General features: G+C 45.4%; 18 protein-coding genes and 1 other annotated feature. Of the genes, 5 read left to right on the top strand and 13 right to left on the bottom strand.

The window, feature by feature from the left end; genetic code table 11:
• Window positions 1-22: 22 nt before the first annotated feature.
• The 5 genes from MHH93_RS00720 to MHH93_RS00700 form a co-directional block, all read right to left on the bottom strand.
• Window positions 23-1,000 carry an aromatic acid exporter family protein gene (locus MHH93_RS00720; protein ID WP_253437983.1) on the bottom strand — a complete coding sequence of 326 codons (978 nt, stop codon included), beginning with the start codon at window positions 998-1,000 and terminating at the stop codon, window positions 23-25.
• Between the two features lie 348 nt (window positions 1,001-1,348).
• Complete coding sequence (locus MHH93_RS00715; protein ID WP_500053289.1) at window positions 1,349-2,140, bottom strand: ABC transporter permease; 792 nt, start codon at window positions 2,138-2,140, stop codon at window positions 1,349-1,351.
• A gap of 38 nt (window positions 2,141-2,178) precedes the next feature.
• Window positions 2,179-2,973, bottom strand: a complete 795-nt coding sequence (locus tag MHH93_RS00710) for an ABC transporter ATP-binding protein (protein ID WP_500052168.1) — start codon at window positions 2,971-2,973, stop codon at window positions 2,179-2,181.
• A gap of 28 nt (window positions 2,974-3,001) precedes the next feature.
• The gene (locus MHH93_RS00705; protein ID WP_500052167.1) at window positions 3,002-4,006 is read right to left on the bottom strand and encodes an ABC transporter substrate-binding protein; all 1,005 of its coding nucleotides are present in this window, start codon (window positions 4,004-4,006) and stop codon (window positions 3,002-3,004) included.
• Between the two features lie 159 nt (window positions 4,007-4,165).
• A complete protein-coding gene (locus tag MHH93_RS00700) occupies window positions 4,166-5,680 on the bottom strand; it encodes a carboxypeptidase M32 (protein WP_500052165.1) in 1,515 nt (504 codons plus the stop codon).
• A 352-nt stretch (window positions 5,681-6,032) separates the two neighbouring features.
• On the opposite strand from MHH93_RS00700, the gene MHH93_RS00695 reads away from it, so the two are divergent.
• From MHH93_RS00695 to MHH93_RS00680, 4 genes are all read left to right on the top strand, one after another.
• Window positions 6,033-6,608 (top strand): beta-class carbonic anhydrase, encoded by a 576-nt coding sequence (locus MHH93_RS00695; RefSeq protein ID WP_339234698.1) that lies wholly within the window; start codon window positions 6,033-6,035, stop codon window positions 6,606-6,608.
• Between the two features lie 173 nt (window positions 6,609-6,781).
• Window positions 6,782-7,348: a PadR family transcriptional regulator gene (locus tag MHH93_RS00690; protein ID WP_253437997.1), complete on the top strand. Its 567-nt coding sequence runs from the start codon at window positions 6,782-6,784 to the stop codon at window positions 7,346-7,348.
• 97 nt (window positions 7,349-7,445) lie between these two features.
• Window positions 7,446-7,952 (top strand): hypothetical protein, encoded by a 507-nt coding sequence (locus MHH93_RS00685; protein ID WP_062835013.1) that lies wholly within the window; start codon window positions 7,446-7,448, stop codon window positions 7,950-7,952.
• A gap of 5 nt (window positions 7,953-7,957) precedes the next feature.
• On the top strand, window positions 7,958-8,236 hold the full coding sequence (locus tag MHH93_RS00680) for a YxcD family protein (RefSeq protein ID WP_017687903.1): 279 nt from the start codon (window positions 7,958-7,960) through the stop codon (window positions 8,234-8,236).
• 93 nt (window positions 8,237-8,329) lie between these two features.
• On the opposite strand, the gene tyrS is transcribed toward MHH93_RS00680, so the two are convergent.
• From tyrS to MHH93_RS00640, 8 genes are all read right to left on the bottom strand, one after another.
• Window positions 8,330-9,592: a tyrosine--tRNA ligase gene (gene tyrS / locus MHH93_RS00675; RefSeq protein ID WP_500052164.1), complete on the bottom strand. Its 1,263-nt coding sequence runs from the start codon at window positions 9,590-9,592 to the stop codon at window positions 8,330-8,332.
• Window positions 9,593-9,708: 116 nt separating this feature from the next.
• Window positions 9,709-9,936: a binding site (T-box leader), on the bottom strand.
• 99 nt (window positions 9,937-10,035) lie between these two features.
• Window positions 10,036-10,287, bottom strand: coding sequence for a hypothetical protein (locus tag MHH93_RS00670; RefSeq protein ID WP_500052163.1), 252 nt, complete (start codon window positions 10,285-10,287; stop codon window positions 10,036-10,038).
• Window positions 10,288-10,307: 20 nt separating this feature from the next.
• Complete coding sequence (locus MHH93_RS00665; RefSeq protein ID WP_500052161.1) at window positions 10,308-10,751, bottom strand: Imm63 family immunity protein; 444 nt, start codon at window positions 10,749-10,751, stop codon at window positions 10,308-10,310.
• Between the two features lie 70 nt (window positions 10,752-10,821).
• A complete protein-coding gene (locus MHH93_RS00660; protein WP_500052160.1) occupies window positions 10,822-12,291 on the bottom strand; it encodes a protein adenylyltransferase SelO in 1,470 nt (489 codons plus the stop codon).
• Between the two features lie 342 nt (window positions 12,292-12,633).
• Window positions 12,634-13,950 (bottom strand): nucleobase:cation symporter-2 family protein, encoded by a 1,317-nt coding sequence (locus tag MHH93_RS00655; RefSeq protein WP_500052159.1) that lies wholly within the window; start codon window positions 13,948-13,950, stop codon window positions 12,634-12,636.
• Window positions 13,951-14,262: 312 nt separating this feature from the next.
• On the bottom strand, window positions 14,263-15,048 hold the full coding sequence (locus tag MHH93_RS00650) for an NRDE family protein (RefSeq protein ID WP_500052158.1): 786 nt from the start codon (window positions 15,046-15,048) through the stop codon (window positions 14,263-14,265).
• Window positions 15,049-15,093: 45 nt separating this feature from the next.
• Window positions 15,094-15,393 carry a Dabb family protein gene (locus MHH93_RS00645; protein WP_500052157.1) on the bottom strand — a complete coding sequence of 100 codons (300 nt, stop codon included), beginning with the start codon at window positions 15,391-15,393 and terminating at the stop codon, window positions 15,094-15,096.
• Window positions 15,394-15,442: 49 nt separating this feature from the next.
• A complete protein-coding gene (locus MHH93_RS00640) occupies window positions 15,443-16,024 on the bottom strand; it encodes a TetR/AcrR family transcriptional regulator (protein WP_500052155.1) in 582 nt (193 codons plus the stop codon).
• A gap of 223 nt (window positions 16,025-16,247) precedes the next feature.
• Between MHH93_RS00640 and MHH93_RS00635 the strand changes: the two genes are divergently transcribed.
• Complete coding sequence (locus MHH93_RS00635; RefSeq protein WP_500052153.1) at window positions 16,248-17,363, top strand: NADH:flavin oxidoreductase; 1,116 nt, start codon at window positions 16,248-16,250, stop codon at window positions 17,361-17,363.
• The last annotated feature ends 56 nt before the right edge of the window (window positions 17,364-17,419 follow it).

Raw genomic sequence — 17,419 nt, 5'->3', positions numbered from 1 at the left:
CTAGGGTGACAACTATTTTCTATTATTCGTTTGTAGATTGGGACCGGTCCGAGATTGGGGACGGTGCTTTGTCCTTCTTCGCGACTTTCAGATACAGCGCGAGTTCACGGCACAACTGGAGAATTGCGGAACGAATCTCGAATTCTTCCCTTGTATCCGGCAGCTCCATACGTTTGAATTCTTCTTGCACATCCGCAAGAAGTTTTTCAGTTCGTCCGGTGTAGGATTCAGTAAGCACATCCTGACTGAGCTGATCGAACAGCTCCGAGACCATTTCCGCATGTGGCATCTTCTGATAGATCTGGGACACCAGATGCATCATGTGCTGGATGGAGTCGAGCTGCGTTTTGCGCATATAGAAGTAGACACTCCATTCCTCATTCGGATGAATCACCTGATTCTCAAGAGAACGCTTGGCTGCGTCAATACCACCCAAAATTGCTTTATCTGCTTCAATAAGTTCTCTACCCGCCCATGCTTCATTGGGATTACGCAGCGTAGCCGCGAATTCTTTGAAAATCTTTGAGAAGAGTTCATCGATCCGTTTGCGAATGCGCAGCATCTGTGGATCCGCTGCCGGCATATAGGCGAGGTTAACCGCCATTGCGGAACCAAGACCAATCAGTAGCAAAGCAATTTGTACGAGGACAACATTCACGTCCATCTCTCCGCCGCTGAACACCCGAAACACCACGACTGAACCTGTTACAATACCTTCCTTGAAGCCCACCCGCACAATAACGGGGAATGCGATCAATATGTATACGGCCAGTACCCAGTAATGGAATCCTAGAAAGTGAAAAAGTACACTTGCAAATAAAAGTCCAACGACTGAAGCAAAGAACCTCGCCGAGATGGTGCGAATACTTCGTTTTCTCGTTACATCCACCCCAAGAATGGCAAGCAATCCTGCTGATGTTGGTCCTGGCAAGCCGCACCAGTCCGCAATCAGCACGGCCATTAATGCGGCAATTGCGGTTTTTATTACCCTAAAACCCATTTAACATTCCATCTCCTCTAAGCTGTAAAAAAAATTGTTAGCCCGCTCGTCGCCTCATTCATTTATCATGACTAGTATGTCTCGTCCAAATATAAACTAGACGACATCAACCGACATGCGCATGCATGCCGGTCACAGCAATACGCCCCGAATGAGGGACGCTGGCAAGTTAGATCGTTGCGACAGAACCTCAAGGCCCTCTTCTCCAATCATCGCATTCATTCCAGATCAGCGCGGAATATTCATACTAAATATGGTACTTGATTTTACGGTATCGGGCAACGTGACACCCCTTGTGAAATTGTATACATATATAAACGTTCATCATAGGGACAAAACAAAACCACATTACCTGCGACCAGCCAGCAATTTGCGCTCTGCATAAACAACAAGTTGATACATGGCAGTTGCAACTGCCGCAATAATTAACAGACTTGATAATACAAGCGTGAAGTTGAATACCTGGAATCCGTAGATAATGAGATAACCAAGCCCTTGTTTGGCGACCAGAAACTCACCTACAATTACGCCCACCCAGGCCATGCCCACGTTCACTTTCAAGGTGGATACAATCGCCGGAAAAGAAGCTGGCAATACAACTTTCGTAAAAATCTCGGAACGGTCTCCACCAAACGTTCGAATCACTTTGACATAATTGGGATCCACTTCATTGAAGCTGTTATACACGACTAATGTTGTGATAATGACCGTGATGGATAACGTGGTCATGACAATGGCTGTAAATCCTGCGCCGAACATAACGATAAAGATTGGGCCAAGTGCTACCTTTGGCATACTATTGAACACAACCATATAGGGGTCCAGCACCTTGGACAAAAAAGGAGACCACCAAATCAGAACAGCCAGCAAGGTTCCAACAAGTGTTCCCAGCAAAAAGCCAACCGCTGTTTCCCCTACGGTTATCCCAACATGCGCCCACAACTCGCCACTAGCAATGTCCTTGCCGATCTGAGCAAAAATTTTGCTTGGATAACTAAATAACAGTACATCAATCCAACGGAGTCTGCCTGCCACTTCCCATAACAAGAACATACATACAAGCATAGATAACTGTACGGCAAGCACTTGATGTCGCCATCTGGCCACCTGCTGAATATGATTCCGATGCAGCTGTCCCATCCATTCGTCACGCTTTTCCTGCTTCGGATTCGTTTGATTCACGCGTCTTTCTCACCTCCCCCGGGCTGATCCAGTTCGCTCCATAATGCCTGAAACAGCTCATTGAACCCTTCTTGCTCCCTGGCATGGAATGGCTGAGCCTTCCGAATTTCATCGGGAATGATAAATTCACGACGAATTCGCCCCGGATTGCGATCAAGTACAATGACGCGATCACTGACCGCAATGGCTTCAGACAGATCATGGGTGACGAGTACAGAGGTTTTGCCAAACTGTTTTAACGTGTCCGAGACCAGATCCTCCAATTGCAGCTTGGTTTGATAATCGAGTGCCGAGAATGGTTCATCCAACAATAAAATTCCGGGGTCGGTTGCCAGCGTGCGCACCAGTGCTACTCGCTGTCTCATGCCTCCTGAAAGCTCTGAAGGGTATTGATTCTCCGTTCCGGCCAATCCCATACTTACCAGCAGTTCCCGTACACGCTCACGGCTCCGTTCTTCCAGTCTGCCTGTCAGTTCAAGACCGATCAATGCATTATCCAGAATGGTCCGCCATGGAAACAGATAATCCTGTTGAAGCATATAACCAATCTGTGCTGAGGGACCGCCGACGAGCTTCCCTTTAACCTTAACCTCTCCTCGAGTGGGGGTGAGCAGCCCGGCGATGATCGACAACAATGTCGTTTTACCACATCCGCTCGGTCCAACCAGACTAACGAACTCTCCTTTTTGGATCTCCAGACTCAAGTCTTCAATCACCAATGAAGCTTCACGCTCGCTGACGTATACTTGAGAGATCCCCTCCAGTCGGATCACACTTTCGGATTCAGGCATTCTGCTCACTTCCTTTCCTGAATACCCATTACTTTGATTTCGCAGCTTCTTCCGCGTAGGCATTATCCACAATTGCATTCAAATCTACGCGTTCTTTCAGCTCGTCGGCAGCACTCATGACATCAAGCAGATTGTTCCACTCTTCCTCATCAATGATCGGGTCCGTTGCATAGCTGCCCTGTTCCTTATAACGGTTTACACTACTGATCAAAATGGCTGGATCAATGTCTTTGAAAAAAGGAGTGATGACCTCCGCAATCTCTTCAGCGCTGTGGGAATCTACCCATGCCTGCGCTTTATGCAGACCATTCGTAAACTTCTCCACGATATCCTTATTGTCGTTAAGATAGCTCTGTTTCGTCATGAAGACCGTGTAGGGCAGACGACCACTTTCTGTTCCAAACGATGCAACAACCTTGCCTCGACCTTCTTTTTCAAAGATTGATGCCTGAGGTTCAAATAGTTGGACATAATCTCCTGTGCCTGAGGCAAAAGCAGACGCAATGTTGGCAAAGTCCACATTTTGTATCAGCTCCAGATCGCTTTTCGGATCAATACCATGTTTGCTCAGTGCAAACTCCCCTGCCATTTGCGGCATGCCGCCTTTGCGTTGACCGAGAAATGTCGACTCCCTCAGGTTCTCCCAATCGAAGCTACCTTCCATATTACGAGCGAACAGAAAAGTACCATCCGTCTGGGTCAGTTGGGCAAAGTTAATGACTGGATCTTCCGCTCCCTGCTGATAGACGTATATGGACGTCTCCGCGCCTACAAGTGCGATATCCACCGAACCTGCGAGTAATGCCGCCATCGTTTTGTCACCGCCAGCCGTTGTCTGAATCTCCACCTCAAGTCCCTGCTCCTCAAAAAAACCTTGAGCCACGGCCACATATTCCGGTGCGTAAAATACCGAACGAGTCACTTCGCCAATCGTAATTTTCGCTTCATTCTCTTCCTTGTTACAGCTGGTAAGCGCCACAATGATAATCAGCAGAATCACGATGCCCCGGACGAACCATGGCGTGTATTTCATGTTGTTTCCCTCCTTCACTGGTTTCAGCAGTTTCTCTCTATTATGGATATGCCGATGCCCAGCAAAAGGTTAAGAACTTGAATGCAAAAAAGAGCCGGGCAATCATGCCCGACTCCTCAGCTCTTCTAAGTGTTATTTCAATATGCTTTTTTTTGTATATTACAGCTTGTAAATCTCGGCATATTTGGCTTCCAGATAATCCGCAAGATAATCCGGGTTCAACTCTTCACCTGTTACGGCAACAATCAATTCGGAAGGCGTACGACTTTTACCATAGCGGTAGATCTTGTCTGTTAGCCATTCCTTAATTGGAATCAGATTACCTTCGGTAATAAGGGTATCAAACTCCGGCATTTCCTTGCGCAATGTATGTAGAATTTGAGCTGCATACATATTCCCCAGAGAGTACGAAGCAAAGTAACCAAAGTCTCCACCAGACCAGTGAACATCCTGCAGAACGCCTTCGCCATCATTCGTTGGCATAATACCAAGGTATTCCTTGTATTTTGCATTCCAGGTCTCTGGCAGGTCCTTCACTTCCAAGCCATCGTTAAATAACATTTTCTCAATCTCATATCGGATAATAATATGCAGATTATAGGTCAGTTCATCCGCTTCAATTCGAATGAGTGAACTCTCCACCCGGTTGATTGCACGATAGAAATCTTCCAGTTCAACCTCGCTCAGTTGCGGGAAATGCTGCTGCAAATCTTTGTAATAGCGTTCCCAGAATGGCAGGCTGCGACCAATCATGTTTTCCCAAAGACGGGACTGAGACTCATGAATCCCCATGGACGTTCCTTCGGCCAGAAGGGTACCCGCCAGACTGTCATCAATATTTTGCTCGTACAGGGCATGTCCGCCCTCATGCAGTGAACTGAAGACTGCACTTGCTACATCATCTTGCAGATAATGTGTTGTGATTCGAACGTCACCCGGGTTAAGGCCTGTTGCAAAAGGATGAACACTCTCATCCAATCGTCCAGCTTCAAAGTCATAACCCATTTGTTCCAAGATGAACAGACTGAACTTCTCCTGCTGTTCGGTGTCAAACAACTGATTCAGAAAATCTGTATTTGGCTTGTTTTCCGAAGCATTGATTTTCTCTTGCAGTGGCACCAAACGTGCTTTGAGCCGGGCAAATACAGCATCCACTTTTTCAACGGTCAGATCCGGTTCGTACATATCAAGCAGCGTATCGTAACGCGTATCCTTTACACCCCAATAATCAATAAACTCCTGTTTGAGCTTAACGATATCTGTCAGATATGGGGAGAACCCTGCAAAATCACTGTTATGCTTGGCATCTTCCCAAGCGGTTTCGGATTTGGCCGTGAGTACGGTATAGGCTTGCACTTTCTCAGGTGGTACAGATTGACTGCGATCATACTCTTTCTTGCAATCTTCAACCAGACGACGATCTATATCTTCGAGTTGTTCCAATACTGCTGGAGTAGTCAATGCATCCAGGTAGGTTTTCATGTCAGCCGAGGTTTGCAGCTTGAATGCTTCGGTGGACAACATACCCAGCGTCTCCGAACGAGTCGGAACGCCTTTTTTTGGCGCACCTGTGCGCAGATCCCAGTGAAGCAAACCAATGGCTTCATGATAGCTCTTGATTTTACGAGCCAGATTACGGAAGGATTCCAAATGTTCCTGTGTTTGTTTATCCATTGTTATCGTTCACCTCTTCAAAAAAAGTTTATTCACCTATTGATGATACTTTTCCTATTGCGTATAATCAACTTTTAACAGAGGCAAATCGCATTATCCTCCTCAAGATACGTGTTCCAAAAGTCTGGTTTTCATTACCGAGAAGATAGAAATGAATTTCAACTTCGATGCTGAGGATGCCCTTCGGATATGATTTGTAATCAAAAGTGGACTTTTTGAACAACCTCTATAAGGTTGGAGTAATGCCATTTGCTGACCGTGATACATCATTAAAGCAAAAAGGCGCGTAGGACAAGCTGCATCAATTGCAAGTGGCCGTGCTCGTCGTATTGGATAACAGGAGGCAATGGACATGAATAACATTCAAGAGATTTTGGCTTACAACAAATCATTTGTCGAGACTAAAGAATACGAGAAGTATACGGCTAGCAAGTTTCCAACCAAAAAGATGGTCATCATCACTTGTATGGATACCCGTCTTGTAGAGTTGTTACCGAAAGCGATGAATCTGAAAAATGGCGATGTAAAAATCATCAAAAACGCAGGTGCAATCATCTCCCAACCTTTTGGTAGTGTTATGCGTTCTGTATTGGTTGCTATCTATGAATTGGGCGCTGATGAGGTGTTGGTGGTAGGTCATACAGAATGTGGTATGGCTTCCCTGCATGCTGAAACGATGATTGGTCACATGACAGAACGTGGAGTTTCAGAAGAGGTCATGTCTACGCTTGAAAATTCCGGCATTCGTCTGCAAAAGTGGTTGCGTGGGTTTGACAGTGTTGAAGAAGGGGTAAAAGGAACTGTGGAAGTGATCAAGAAGCATCCATTACTTCCTCCCAATGTACCCGTTCACGGCATGGTTATCGATTCTGCCACAGGTGAGCTTGATGTTGTCGCTGAAGGGTATGGACAACAGGCATCTCTCTAAATGGTTTGGAGTGCGGACCTTATGGTTCGCACTTTTTTTTGTCTAAATTAAGGCGGTTGCTCTGTCAGGTTGTCAAACCATACAGTTTCAGTGTACACTTTTATGAAAGCGGTCAAAGAAAGCAAAAAGGTTTATTTTCTCTGACCCAGCCCTAATATTAAGGAGACATGTGCATGAACATACTTTCCTACGGATTGCTCGGGCTGCTTACCCGCGAGGAGTCATCGGGTTATGATCTGATGCTGAAGATTCAGCCGCATTGGCAGGCGAAACACAGCCAGATCTACCCACTCCTGTCCAAGATGGAAAACGATGAGTTATTGGCCTCCCGCTGGGTACAACAGTCTGACAAGCCGGACAAGAAAATGTACGCAGTTACGGAAAAAGGTATTGAAAAACTCTTGGAATGGATGATCACTCCTGTTACCGCACCAGTTACACGCGATGAGTTTAATTTGCGTATCCTGTGTGTTGGCATTGCGGAAGACGGAAGCATGAGACGCATTCTTAACGAGCGTAAAAGCTGGTTTATGGAACGCATACGTTACTTCGAGGATCTGAAGTCACGTATACCTCTGGATAATCTTCGTGTAGGCAACCGAGATTTTGGAAGCTACATCTTGGTACAAAAAGGGTTAATGCATGCGCAAACAGGCCTGGAGTGGTGTCATTGGGTTACCCAATTGCTTGATGGCCAAGCCGCAATTCAAGACCCAAGTCCAAGCGTTTCAGAAATTTAATAAAATTTGAAACGTTCCTGCAAGTTGACCGTATTACATGAGTAAGGCCCATTTTGGGCGAATCAAACAAATTAATCGGGGGGTTACGATCTTTACAATGAAGAAAAAATTCGGAGTTAAACATCTAATGATGGTATTTATGGCCTTTACATTATTGTTCGCAACAGTGGGAGTAACGAATCCGGACTCTGCGGATGCAAGACGTGGTGGCGGATTCAAATCCGGTACAAAAAGTTATACCAACACACCTAAGAAATCCGACTCCAATAGCAACGTGAATCAATCCAATTCCGGTAATAACTCTGGTACTGGTGCAGCTGCAACTCGTGGTGGTGGATTCTTCGGCGGTGGCGGAGGATTCATGAAAGGCATGATGCTTGGTGGTCTTGCTGGTATGATGTTCGGTGGATTGTTCGGTGGCATGGGCGCCCTGGGTAACATCCTCGGATTGCTCGTGAACGTTGCAGCAATCATGTTGATTGTTATGCTGGCTATGGCACTCTTCAGAGCCATCTCCAACCGTCGTAAACCTGCAGCGGATGGTCGTTATGACCGCCGCAATGATGATCGTGATGATGACCGTAACAGAAACGGACGGTACTAATCTCTATGGTTCTGAGCATGGATGAAATTGTGAATGCAATCTGTATTCATATGGCAGAACGTAAGGGTGTACGTCCAACCGATGTGAACGTAGAACTGAGCTGGGAAGAAGATACCGGTTATTCCGCTGAAGTTTGGATTCAAGGCCGTAGTCAATATCTGGTAGAGTCCAATATGATTGAAGCGATTCTTCGTTACCTGCACAGTGAATACAACATTCGGGCGTACCGTGAGAACGTACGACTTGATCTGGATGAAGAAATCACAGCGATCGTTAATCAATAATATAGGTCAGGCAATGACCTGTTATACAAAAGACCGTCTCCGCTCTGTCGCTTGACAGAGATGGAAGACGGTCTTTTTGTTTCTGTAGTTGTACTACGATTGAAGTTTAACCAGGCTGTAATTCTTTTTACCTTTACGGATAATGATGAATTTACCGCCAATGGCGTGCTCTGCAGACACCGTGAATTCAAGCTCCGTGATTTTCTCACCATTCATGGAAATTGCACCTTTAGTGACATCCTCACGCGCCTGGCGCTTGGATGGTTCCAGACCCAAATCCACGAGCCAGTCCACGATATTTTTGGCTTCGCCGTCCGTTTCATAAGTTGGCATTTCCTTGAAACCCTGCTCGATTTCGTCGGCTGTCAGGGAACGGATATCACCACTGAACAGCGCCGCTGTAATGCGCTTAGCCTGTTCGAGCATTTCTTCGCCGTGAACGAATTTTGTCATTTCTTCCGCAAGTGCTTTCTGTGCTTCACGTCTGTGCGGCTCTGTCTCTACCTTTTCGGCCAAAGCTTCAATTTCTTCTTTGCTCAGGAAGGTAAAGTATTTCAAGTATTTGATCACATCACGGTCATCTGTATTCGCCCAGAACTGGTAGAATTCAAATGGTGTCGTTTTGTTCGGATCCAGCCAGATTGCACCACCAGCTGTTTTACCAAATTTGGTTCCATCGGATTTAAGCATGAGCGGAATAGTCAAACCGTACGCCTTTGCTTCAGATCCTTCTTTTTTGCGAATCAGATCAAGACCACTCGTGATATTCCCCCATTGATCCGAACCGCCGATTTGAAGCTGTACATCTTCGTTCTGGAACAGGTGCAGGTAGTCGAGTGATTGAAGGATCTGGTAGGAAAACTCGGTGAAGGAGATTCCGCCTTCCAGTCTGCTCGCAACGACATCCTTGGCCAGCATCGTGTTGAGGTTAAAGTTTTTCCCGTAGTCACGCAAAAATTCAATAACATTGATTTTGTGTGTCCAATCGTAGTTGTTCACCATGCGAACCTGATTATCACCGTCTGTTACAAACAACTTCTTCATCTGCGCTGTCAGTGCATCCACGTTTTCTTGCACTTGCTCCATCGTTTGCAAAGAACGCTCTGCCTGCCGACCACTTGGATCACCAATCGTACCTGTAGCTCCACCAATCAAAATAACCGGACGGTGTCCTGCCAGTTGAAAACGTTTCAGCATCATGAAGGGAATTAGATGTCCAATATGCATGCTGTCCCCTGTAGGGTCAACACCGCAGTACAATGAGACTGATTTGGTTTCGGTCAATTCACGCAGTCCCTCTGCATCCGTCTGCTGGTTAATGGCGTCACGCCACTGTAGTTCATCAATAATATTCATTCCTATAACCCCTTTTCTATCCTCAGTATTCAGTCATGATTCACGTTAAATTGCAAAATAACACACTGGAACGGTTTTTTTGGACACAAAAAAATCGCCTCCTTGTCTTCATTAGACACAGGGACGATTATCATAACCGTGGTACCACCCAAATTGCATGGACAACATATGACCTTAACACGCTATCCATACCACTTTTGGCAATATATCGTTTGCCCATCCGCTTGGCATTACCCAAGTACTCCAGAGTGTAATTCGCAGCCCTTGTATGTATCAGGTTCCATCAACCCCTGACTTTCTGTAACAGGGACAAAGCCGCTACTGCGCTCTATCAACGTGATTCATGTATTCAATTTATAGCAAGTATAGCCGAACGTTTGAGTCATTGCAAGACCAAGTATGCAAACTTGGAATAGAACAACTGACGCTTCATTGAAACCAGGTTATATAGTCACCATGTTCAATTTTCCGTAATAATAACCATAGGATTTCTCTGCAATCTGATCCTCATTATTCCAAAATTGCTCATCCAAGACATCTAACTGCTGCTCTTGTTCCATTGAGAGTAACTTAGGAATATCCCACAGTTCAGTAAATGAAGTTAAGGCTGCCCAGCCCTGTTCAGATTCATTCTTTTTTTCGACAAATAATACAGCATACTCATACCATACATCATGGATATCTTGCTCGCTCACGTAACACACATCACTTTTCTTTATTCCGAGCTCTTTAACTCCTGACGTTTACCCGTCTGATACCAATGTAAATACGGATCACCGATCTGCTGGAAAGCTTCCTGAACACCCCTGTTCAGTTCCTTCATGACTTCATCTGTATAGTTCAAATGGGTCTTTATATTATCGACACCATGTCTTTCCAACAACTCTACATGCGTCGCGGTGAAAATAATATCCTCCAGCAGCCAATAGATGACTTCCTCCGGCTGTTTTACCCTTTTCTCTAACGAGACGAGACCACGTTCGTATATTTGAACGATATACGCATCTTTTCCATTCTCAACATAGGGTACACCGTCCCATTTAAAGGTCTCAAACAAGCGGTTAACATAGTTCTGCATCTGTTCCCTGCGGAAAGTTGTTCGCTCTAAAAGCTGTAAAAGGATGTCTGCCAATTGTTGTTTGCTTAAGATGTTGGACAATGAATACACCTGCCTATCAAATAAAAATGAAAAAGCTGCCCAAGGCAGCCTCTTCTTCCATCCTGTTCAATCAGGTCCCACAAAAAGTCTGGTACGAAGTATCGCACTGTGCAGGTAGTTCAGCATATTCAGCCTGCTCGGCTGAATGCGCAAATGGGTCTGAAAGAACAGCCAAAAGCTTCTCCATTACGCTAAGATCTCCGTGATTTTCTGCTCGCTCAAGCGCTTCTTCAACCCGGTGATTGCGGGGAATGACAGCTGGATTGTTTGTTCTCATTAACTGCTTAGAGACTTCCTTCGTTCCCTGCTGTCTGTCCAGTCTTGATTGCCAAAGGGCGTGCCATTCAGAAAATTCTGTCGAGGCATACATTGTTGTCCCATCCAATGTATCAAAGGTCAAAGCCAAGAACGTATTGGTATAATCTGCACTATGCTTCTCCATGAGTTCAAGGAGATCCTTGATCAGTGCTTCATCTTCGGCTTCTTCGTCCAACAAGCCCAGTTTGGCACGCATCCCCTTGAGCCAGTGCTGATGGTACAATTCAGAAAATTGTGCGATAGCATCCTGCGCAAGTTGCACCGCCTGCTCTTCATCTTCATGCAATAACGGCAGAAGTGTCTCGGCAAATCGAGCCAAATTCCAGCCGGCAATATAAGGTTGATTGCCATATGCATAGCGACCTTGTCTGTCAATGGAACTAAATACGGTCGCAGGATTGTAAGCATCCATAAAGGCGCATGGACCGTAATCAATGGTCTCACCACTAATGGCCATGTTATCCGTGTTCATCACACCATGAATGAAACCAACACGCTGCCATTGGGCAATGAGAGCCGCCTGCCGTTTAATCACTTCCTGAAGGAGCAAAAGATAACGATTTTCGGATTGAGCAACCTCAGGGAAATGTCGATGCAACGTGTAATCGGCCAACGCCCTAAGATCTTCAATAGACCCCCATCTTGCTGCGTACTGAAAGGTTGCTACCCGGATATGACTCGAAGCCACACGGGTCAAGATAGCCCCAGGTCGCTCTGTTTCGCGAATAATGTTTTCGCCTGTAGACACCACCGCCAGACTGCGAGTTGTTGGAATACCCAGTGCATACATCGCTTCACTAATGATATATTCGCGCAACATGGGTCCAACAGCAGCTCGTCCATCTCCGCCACGGGAGTAAGGTGTTCTTCCTGAACCTTTCAGCTGGATGTCCACTCGCCCACCCTGTGGCGTGATCTGTTCTCCCAGCAGCAAAGCCCGTCCATCACCAAGCATGTTGAAATTGCCGAATTGATGGCCTGCGTAGGCCTGAGCTAATGGTTCGGCTCCTTCCGGTGTCAGGTTACCTGCAAAAATTTGCGCTCCTTCATCACTGTCAAGAGACTCCACATTCAGCCCCAAACTGGATGCAAGCAGTCTGTTAAATATGATTAGCTTTGGTGATTCAACAGGCACTGCGCCCTGACTTGTAAAAAAGGGTTGCGGTAACTGTGCATAACTATTGTCCAAATTCCAGCCTTTGTTCGACGTCGCTTGTTGCATGATGCTCACAACTCCTTTTCTGTACCAAGGGATATCCCTCGGTTATATTTTAGCCTTGTGAACCAATGCTCATTTATGTAGTCGCATGGAAATTCAATGTAGAGGTTGTTGGCTTAAACGAACATATAAAATGTTCTTGATGAAACTTTAGCATATTTACTTATCTTTTGCATTCCTCATGAATCGTAACTTGGATGTAGGAAATAACACATCGTAGGTTTGACACAAAAATATCCAAGTGGTTTCTCTGCCAAGTGGAGTCATTCCCTTTCATTCCACTTCCCAGAAAAACCGTCTTGGATCTATTCCGTATACGCTATGGCATGTATGTTATTACAAGAATTACGTATGTGCTTCCTGAACCTGTACGGGTTGTACAGGTAAGCTTTCTTTTTTAAAACTGAGGTTAAAGAATACATTGAGCAGGATCGCTGACAGACTTCCTGTGATAATACCATCGCTAACAATGATGCGAATACTTTGAGGAAGCTGGGCAAACAAATCGGGTACAGCGGTAACGCCAAGTCCAAGAGAAACGGAGCAAGCCACGATTAACAGATTGGATTGTTTACCGAAGTCGACGTTTTGCAGCATTTTGATCCCGGATGAGACGACCATTCCGAACAGGACAACCGTCGCTCCTCCAAGGACAGCGCTTGGAATAATGGTTGCAAAAGCAGCAACCTTCGGAATGAGCCCCAGAAAGACCAGAATACCTCCGGCTGCAACCACAACATTGGTGGTTTTTACTTTGGAAAGTTGAACCAAACCGACATTCTGTGCAAATGTATTGTATGGAAAAGCATTAAATATACCGCCAAGGACAAACGCGAGACCTTCTGCGCGATATCCCCGTGCCAGATCTTTTTCATTGATCGGTTGATCACAGATTTTGCTCAAAGCCATAAATACACCTGTTGATTCGATGATCACGACCGTACCTACAATTATCATTGTAATGATAGGGCCGATTTCGAAGGTGGGCCATCCGAAGTAAAAGGGCTGGGGTAAATGGAACCAGGAGGCTTCCTGTACAGCGGCAAAATTCACTTTTCCCATGAAGGCTGCGATGAGAGTCCCCACGATAATACCAAGGAGAACAGCCAGGGATTTAACCAAACCGCGAGCATATCGATTCAGAATTAGAATGAAAAGCAATACGCCAAAAGAAAGGGCCAAATTGTCCAAACTTCCAAAATTCTCGCTGTTTACTCCCCCCGCCATGTTTTTAATGCCGGTTGGGATTAACGCAAGACCGATGATGGTTACTACTGTACCGATCACAACTGGTGGAAATAATTTGACGATTTTGCTGAAAAACACGGCAAAAATGACGATAAATAACCCCGCTGCAATGATCGACCCATATATGGCAGGAATTCCGTACTGCGATCCAATCGCAATCATGGGTGTCACCGCTACAAAAGAACTTCCAAGCACCGCTGGCAAACCTATACCCAAATACTTCCCTTTCCGAGCCTGAAGCCATGTTGCAATGCCACACGTTAACAGGTCAATGGATACCAGATACGCCAACTGCTCTGCCGTCAGATTTAGTGCTCTGCCCACAAGCAAAGGCACCAGAATTGCTCCCGCATACATCGCGAGTACGTGCTGGATCCCAAGCGAAAATACTCTCATCTTTTTGGTTTCTTTCATCCCACGTTGCCCCCCTGAAATTAGAATCAACCGAACCACTGCAAAATCATGTTATGTTGATTCACATTATATAAACTATTCAGGGAAGTTCCATGATTCATAACATAGAATTGTGATAAGAGATAAAGAGCCTAACTAAAATTGGGCGTGTTATACAAAAGGTCTTATCAAACCGTTTACTTCGCGTCACGTTAGTTAACATAAGGGGTTTGGAACTACGCTTTTACAACTCGAAGAAAAAAAGAATGTGTGATTTAACTTCAATGACTCCATGTAAATATATAACGTCTGAACATCACTTATTTCATATCCTCAGCTTGTCCAGTTAAGAGGTTTGATGTTAAAACGTTGCTTCATGATCTCTCCGTTCTGGTGAACCATCTCCGTGAAAAACACCTCTTCTCTGTTCATCAGAACAACGGATGAAGCTCGGGTCCCATAGTCGAATTTCTCACTTCTAACGAAGATAGGTGATAACAAACGTTCCCACTCCAATGGAACGCCTGTATGAGGCAGAAGTTCGTCCACTGAAGGATCTGCCATTTGCAGCAAACCTAATATTTGTTCAGTGAGAGTATTCTCGTCTACGTTCTCCCCATGGATGATTTTCTCCAGCCCTTCTTTCCCACGTTTCACCTTGGGCCAATCTGTATTGATCAAGTGATTACTAATCCCGTATATTCCCGGTTTCAATTTCATCACGACATTGCCCACATTCGAATAATAATAGAGGTTCTCCGGATCACCCACTAACAAATTGTAGCCAGGATAATGATCTCGTCTTTGCTCCGCACGTTGTATGTATTGCTCAGGTGTGGAGGTTCCCTTTAAAAAGTCAGCAACCAGATCTCCTCTTGAGCCCTTGGCATGTATCTCTTCATTCGGATCACGATAATTCGTAACAGCAGCCAGACGCCCACCGGTTGTTACGCCCATCCAGGTTCCCATTTTTGACAAGTCTCGCCCTGCCAATATCTGAGGGTAATCTTCCCAATAATGTGCTTGAGCCGTAGGTCTGTGATAGAATTCATCCCTGTTTGACCCCAGTATAAGCGGATACGTTGGATGCATGTGGTAAGCAAATAAAATTAAACACATGGGAACCTTCAACTCCTATAGTCGTTAACCTCTAGAATCGCAACTTCATATCGCATAATCAACAACAATGACATCTTCCACCCAACCATCCAACGAAGCTACAAATGCCTGATGAGCAGGATGTGGACCATAGGCACGCAGTGCGTCCTGATCTTCAAACGTCACTCTCAACCCAATCGTATAACCTTGAATACGGTCCGTTTCTTCCGTTACATTGATCCCTGCGGTCAATGCGACAATCCCCGGGATTTGTTCCTGTAACGCGAGCAATTGATCCACCCATTCCTGCTGTTTGGATAGTGTGGTTTTATCGTTAAATTTAAAAACAACCAAATGATCAATCATCTTGTCATTTCTCCTTCGTCCATTCGAATAATTATTCAATTTCGTTAAGTTAATTCAGCAATTCCAATCCGCCCATCATATAGGGGACAACTCGCTGGGCCAAGTCAGCAGGAGATTCCCGTCTTCCATCCATATTCCATCGATACGTCATTCCATAGATCGACCAGCTTAACATGGTTGCAGTTATTTTTAGTGTTTTGGGATCTACATCCTTCGCCACTTTGCTCATTAATTCAAGCAGAAATTGTTCCAGCTGTGCCTTAATGTTTTCTTCAATTATCGGTGCAACCGTCTCATATTTCTTGATGCAGTCATTGCTTGAGACGTGATAATCACATAATGAAAATATAAGTTGCTGTATCGTTTCTGCTGATAAACGGCCATCCGGGTCCACCCTTTTCGTTACATATTCCATAAAAGCATCTGATAACAAGGCTTCAAGCAGTGCATATTTATCCTGAAAATGGGCGTAAAAAGTGGCTCTGTTAATTGTGGCTTGTTCCGTAATATTCTGAATCGTAATGCTGTTGAAATTTTTAAGATTCAATTGATTTAAAAACGCATCAAGGATTAATTGCCGAGTGCGAATGACACGCGGATCGTTCGAGTTTGGAGACAATACACCAGACATGTCCCAATCCTCCTTTGTACACAACATATTTGGCCAGACTCCTTCATTATAGATAAGTGCTATTGGTTCAACAAGTGAAAGTAAGTGCAATGCCACCATACAATAAGCCATGTCTTTCGCTTAAGCAACAAAACAATCGAACTGTTGGTTGAGTAGACTTGTTGGGATTGCTAACATTGCACTCGTACCCACTGAGAGGTACAACATAATGGAGGTGCATATTTTGAGTAATCCACAATATAACATTATTTCTACTGAGCGTCTGTTTCAACCATACACCGTTGCAAAGCTGACCCTGTCCTCGCGCATCGTCATGTCTCCCATGGCTCGCGCCTTCTCCCCCGATGGTGTCCCGGGCCCCGATGTAGCCGCATATTATCGTAGGCGTGCCGAGCATGGTGTTGGACTCATTATTACCGAAGGTGCGACCATTGAGCATCCGTCTGCATCAAGTGAGCCTAGAATCCCTCATATGTACGGAGCAGCAGCTCTTCAAGGCTGGTCTGAAGTGGTCAAACAAGTTCATGATGCTGGCGGCAAAATCTTTCCTCAGATTTTACACATGGGAATCGTTCGTCCTTCAGGATCTAAACCACACCCGGAAGCTGCATCACTAAGTCCATCGGGAATGGATATGGAAGGTACTCAAATAGGGGCACCCATGACGGAGGCAGAGATTGCGACAGTGATTCAAGCTTATGCTGATGCAGCCGTTAATGCGCAACGCATCGGTTTTGACGGAATTGAGCTTCACGGTGCACACGGATTTCTGATCGATCAGTTTTTCTGGAAAACGACGAATAGAAGGACGGATCGCTACGGTGGTGACCTTCGGAAACGAACTCAATTTGCGATAGAACTTGTCATGGCAGTTCGTGCTGCGGTGGGTCCTGATTTCCCTATTGCAATGCGTATTTCCCAATGGAAGATGAATGATTATCAAGCCCGACTGTTCGACACACCCGAACAACTGGAACAATCCCTTAGCTTGTTAGTTGACGCGGGTGTAGATATCTTCCACTGCTCGACACGACGCTTCTGGGAGCCCGAGTTTGAAGGATCTGATCTTGGATTTGCAGGGTGGGTACGGAAGCTAAGTGGTCAAACCACGATAACCGTCGGTTCTGTAGGTATGGCAGGTGATCCTGAAGCAGAAGGCAATGGAATAAAACATCCGGGGATGGGCGAACTTATGAAGCGATACGAGCAACAGGAATTTGACCTGGTAGCTGTGGGACGCGCACTTCTTGGTGATCCGGCATGGGCTGCCAAAATACGCGAAGGCCGCGTCTCTGAGATTCAGACTTTTACACCTGAAGTACTGGCTACGCTACACTAAGAACAATGATTTATCGTTCCAGACATTTTTTCTCACATCATTTTTTCACACATGTA

It is taken from the genome of Priestia sp. FSL H7-0729, from assembly GCF_038005685.1.
Taxonomy (GTDB): domain Bacteria; phylum Bacillota; class Bacilli; order Paenibacillales; family Paenibacillaceae; genus Paenibacillus.
The sequence above is the reverse complement of the archived record's forward strand: the minus strand, read 5'-3'. Positions and strand labels throughout refer to the sequence as shown.

What these genes read in the sequence shown, in the direction of transcription:
- MHH93_RS00685 (WP_062835013.1), top strand. Translation starts at nt 7,446, where the DNA reads ATGAAGAAAAAATTCGGAGTTAAACATCTAATGATGGTATTTATGGCC.
- MHH93_RS00640 (WP_500052155.1), bottom strand. Translation starts at nt 16,024, where the DNA reads ATGTCTGGTGTATTGTCTCCAAACTCGAACGATCCGCGTGTCATTCGC.
- tyrS (WP_500052164.1), bottom strand. Translation starts at nt 9,592, where the DNA reads ATGAATATTATTGATGAACTACAGTGGCGTGACGCCATTAACCAGCAG.
- MHH93_RS00655 (WP_500052159.1), bottom strand. Translation starts at nt 13,950, where the DNA reads ATGAAAGAAACCAAAAAGATGAGAGTATTTTCGCTTGGGATCCAGCAC.
- MHH93_RS00695 (WP_339234698.1), top strand. Translation starts at nt 6,033, where the DNA reads ATGAATAACATTCAAGAGATTTTGGCTTACAACAAATCATTTGTCGAG.
- MHH93_RS00710 (WP_500052168.1), bottom strand. Translation starts at nt 2,973, where the DNA reads ATGCCTGAATCCGAAAGTGTGATCCGACTGGAGGGGATCTCTCAAGTA.
- MHH93_RS00680 (WP_017687903.1), top strand. Translation starts at nt 7,958, where the DNA reads ATGGTTCTGAGCATGGATGAAATTGTGAATGCAATCTGTATTCATATG.
- MHH93_RS00650 (WP_500052158.1), bottom strand. Translation starts at nt 15,048, where the DNA reads ATGTGTTTAATTTTATTTGCTTACCACATGCATCCAACGTATCCGCTT.
- MHH93_RS00720 (WP_253437983.1), bottom strand. Translation starts at nt 1,000, where the DNA reads ATGGGTTTTAGGGTAATAAAAACCGCAATTGCCGCATTAATGGCCGTG.
- MHH93_RS00705 (WP_500052167.1), bottom strand. Translation starts at nt 4,006, where the DNA reads ATGAAATACACGCCATGGTTCGTCCGGGGCATCGTGATTCTGCTGATT.
- MHH93_RS00660 (WP_500052160.1), bottom strand. Translation starts at nt 12,291, where the DNA reads ATGCAACAAGCGACGTCGAACAAAGGCTGGAATTTGGACAATAGTTAT.
- MHH93_RS00715 (WP_500053289.1), bottom strand. Translation starts at nt 2,140, where the DNA reads ATGGGACAGCTGCATCGGAATCATATTCAGCAGGTGGCCAGATGGCGA.
- MHH93_RS00645 (WP_500052157.1), bottom strand. Translation starts at nt 15,393, where the DNA reads ATGATTGATCATTTGGTTGTTTTTAAATTTAACGATAAAACCACACTA.
- MHH93_RS00700 (WP_500052165.1), bottom strand. Translation starts at nt 5,680, where the DNA reads ATGGATAAACAAACACAGGAACATTTGGAATCCTTCCGTAATCTGGCT.
- MHH93_RS00690 (WP_253437997.1), top strand. Translation starts at nt 6,782, where the DNA reads ATGAACATACTTTCCTACGGATTGCTCGGGCTGCTTACCCGCGAGGAG.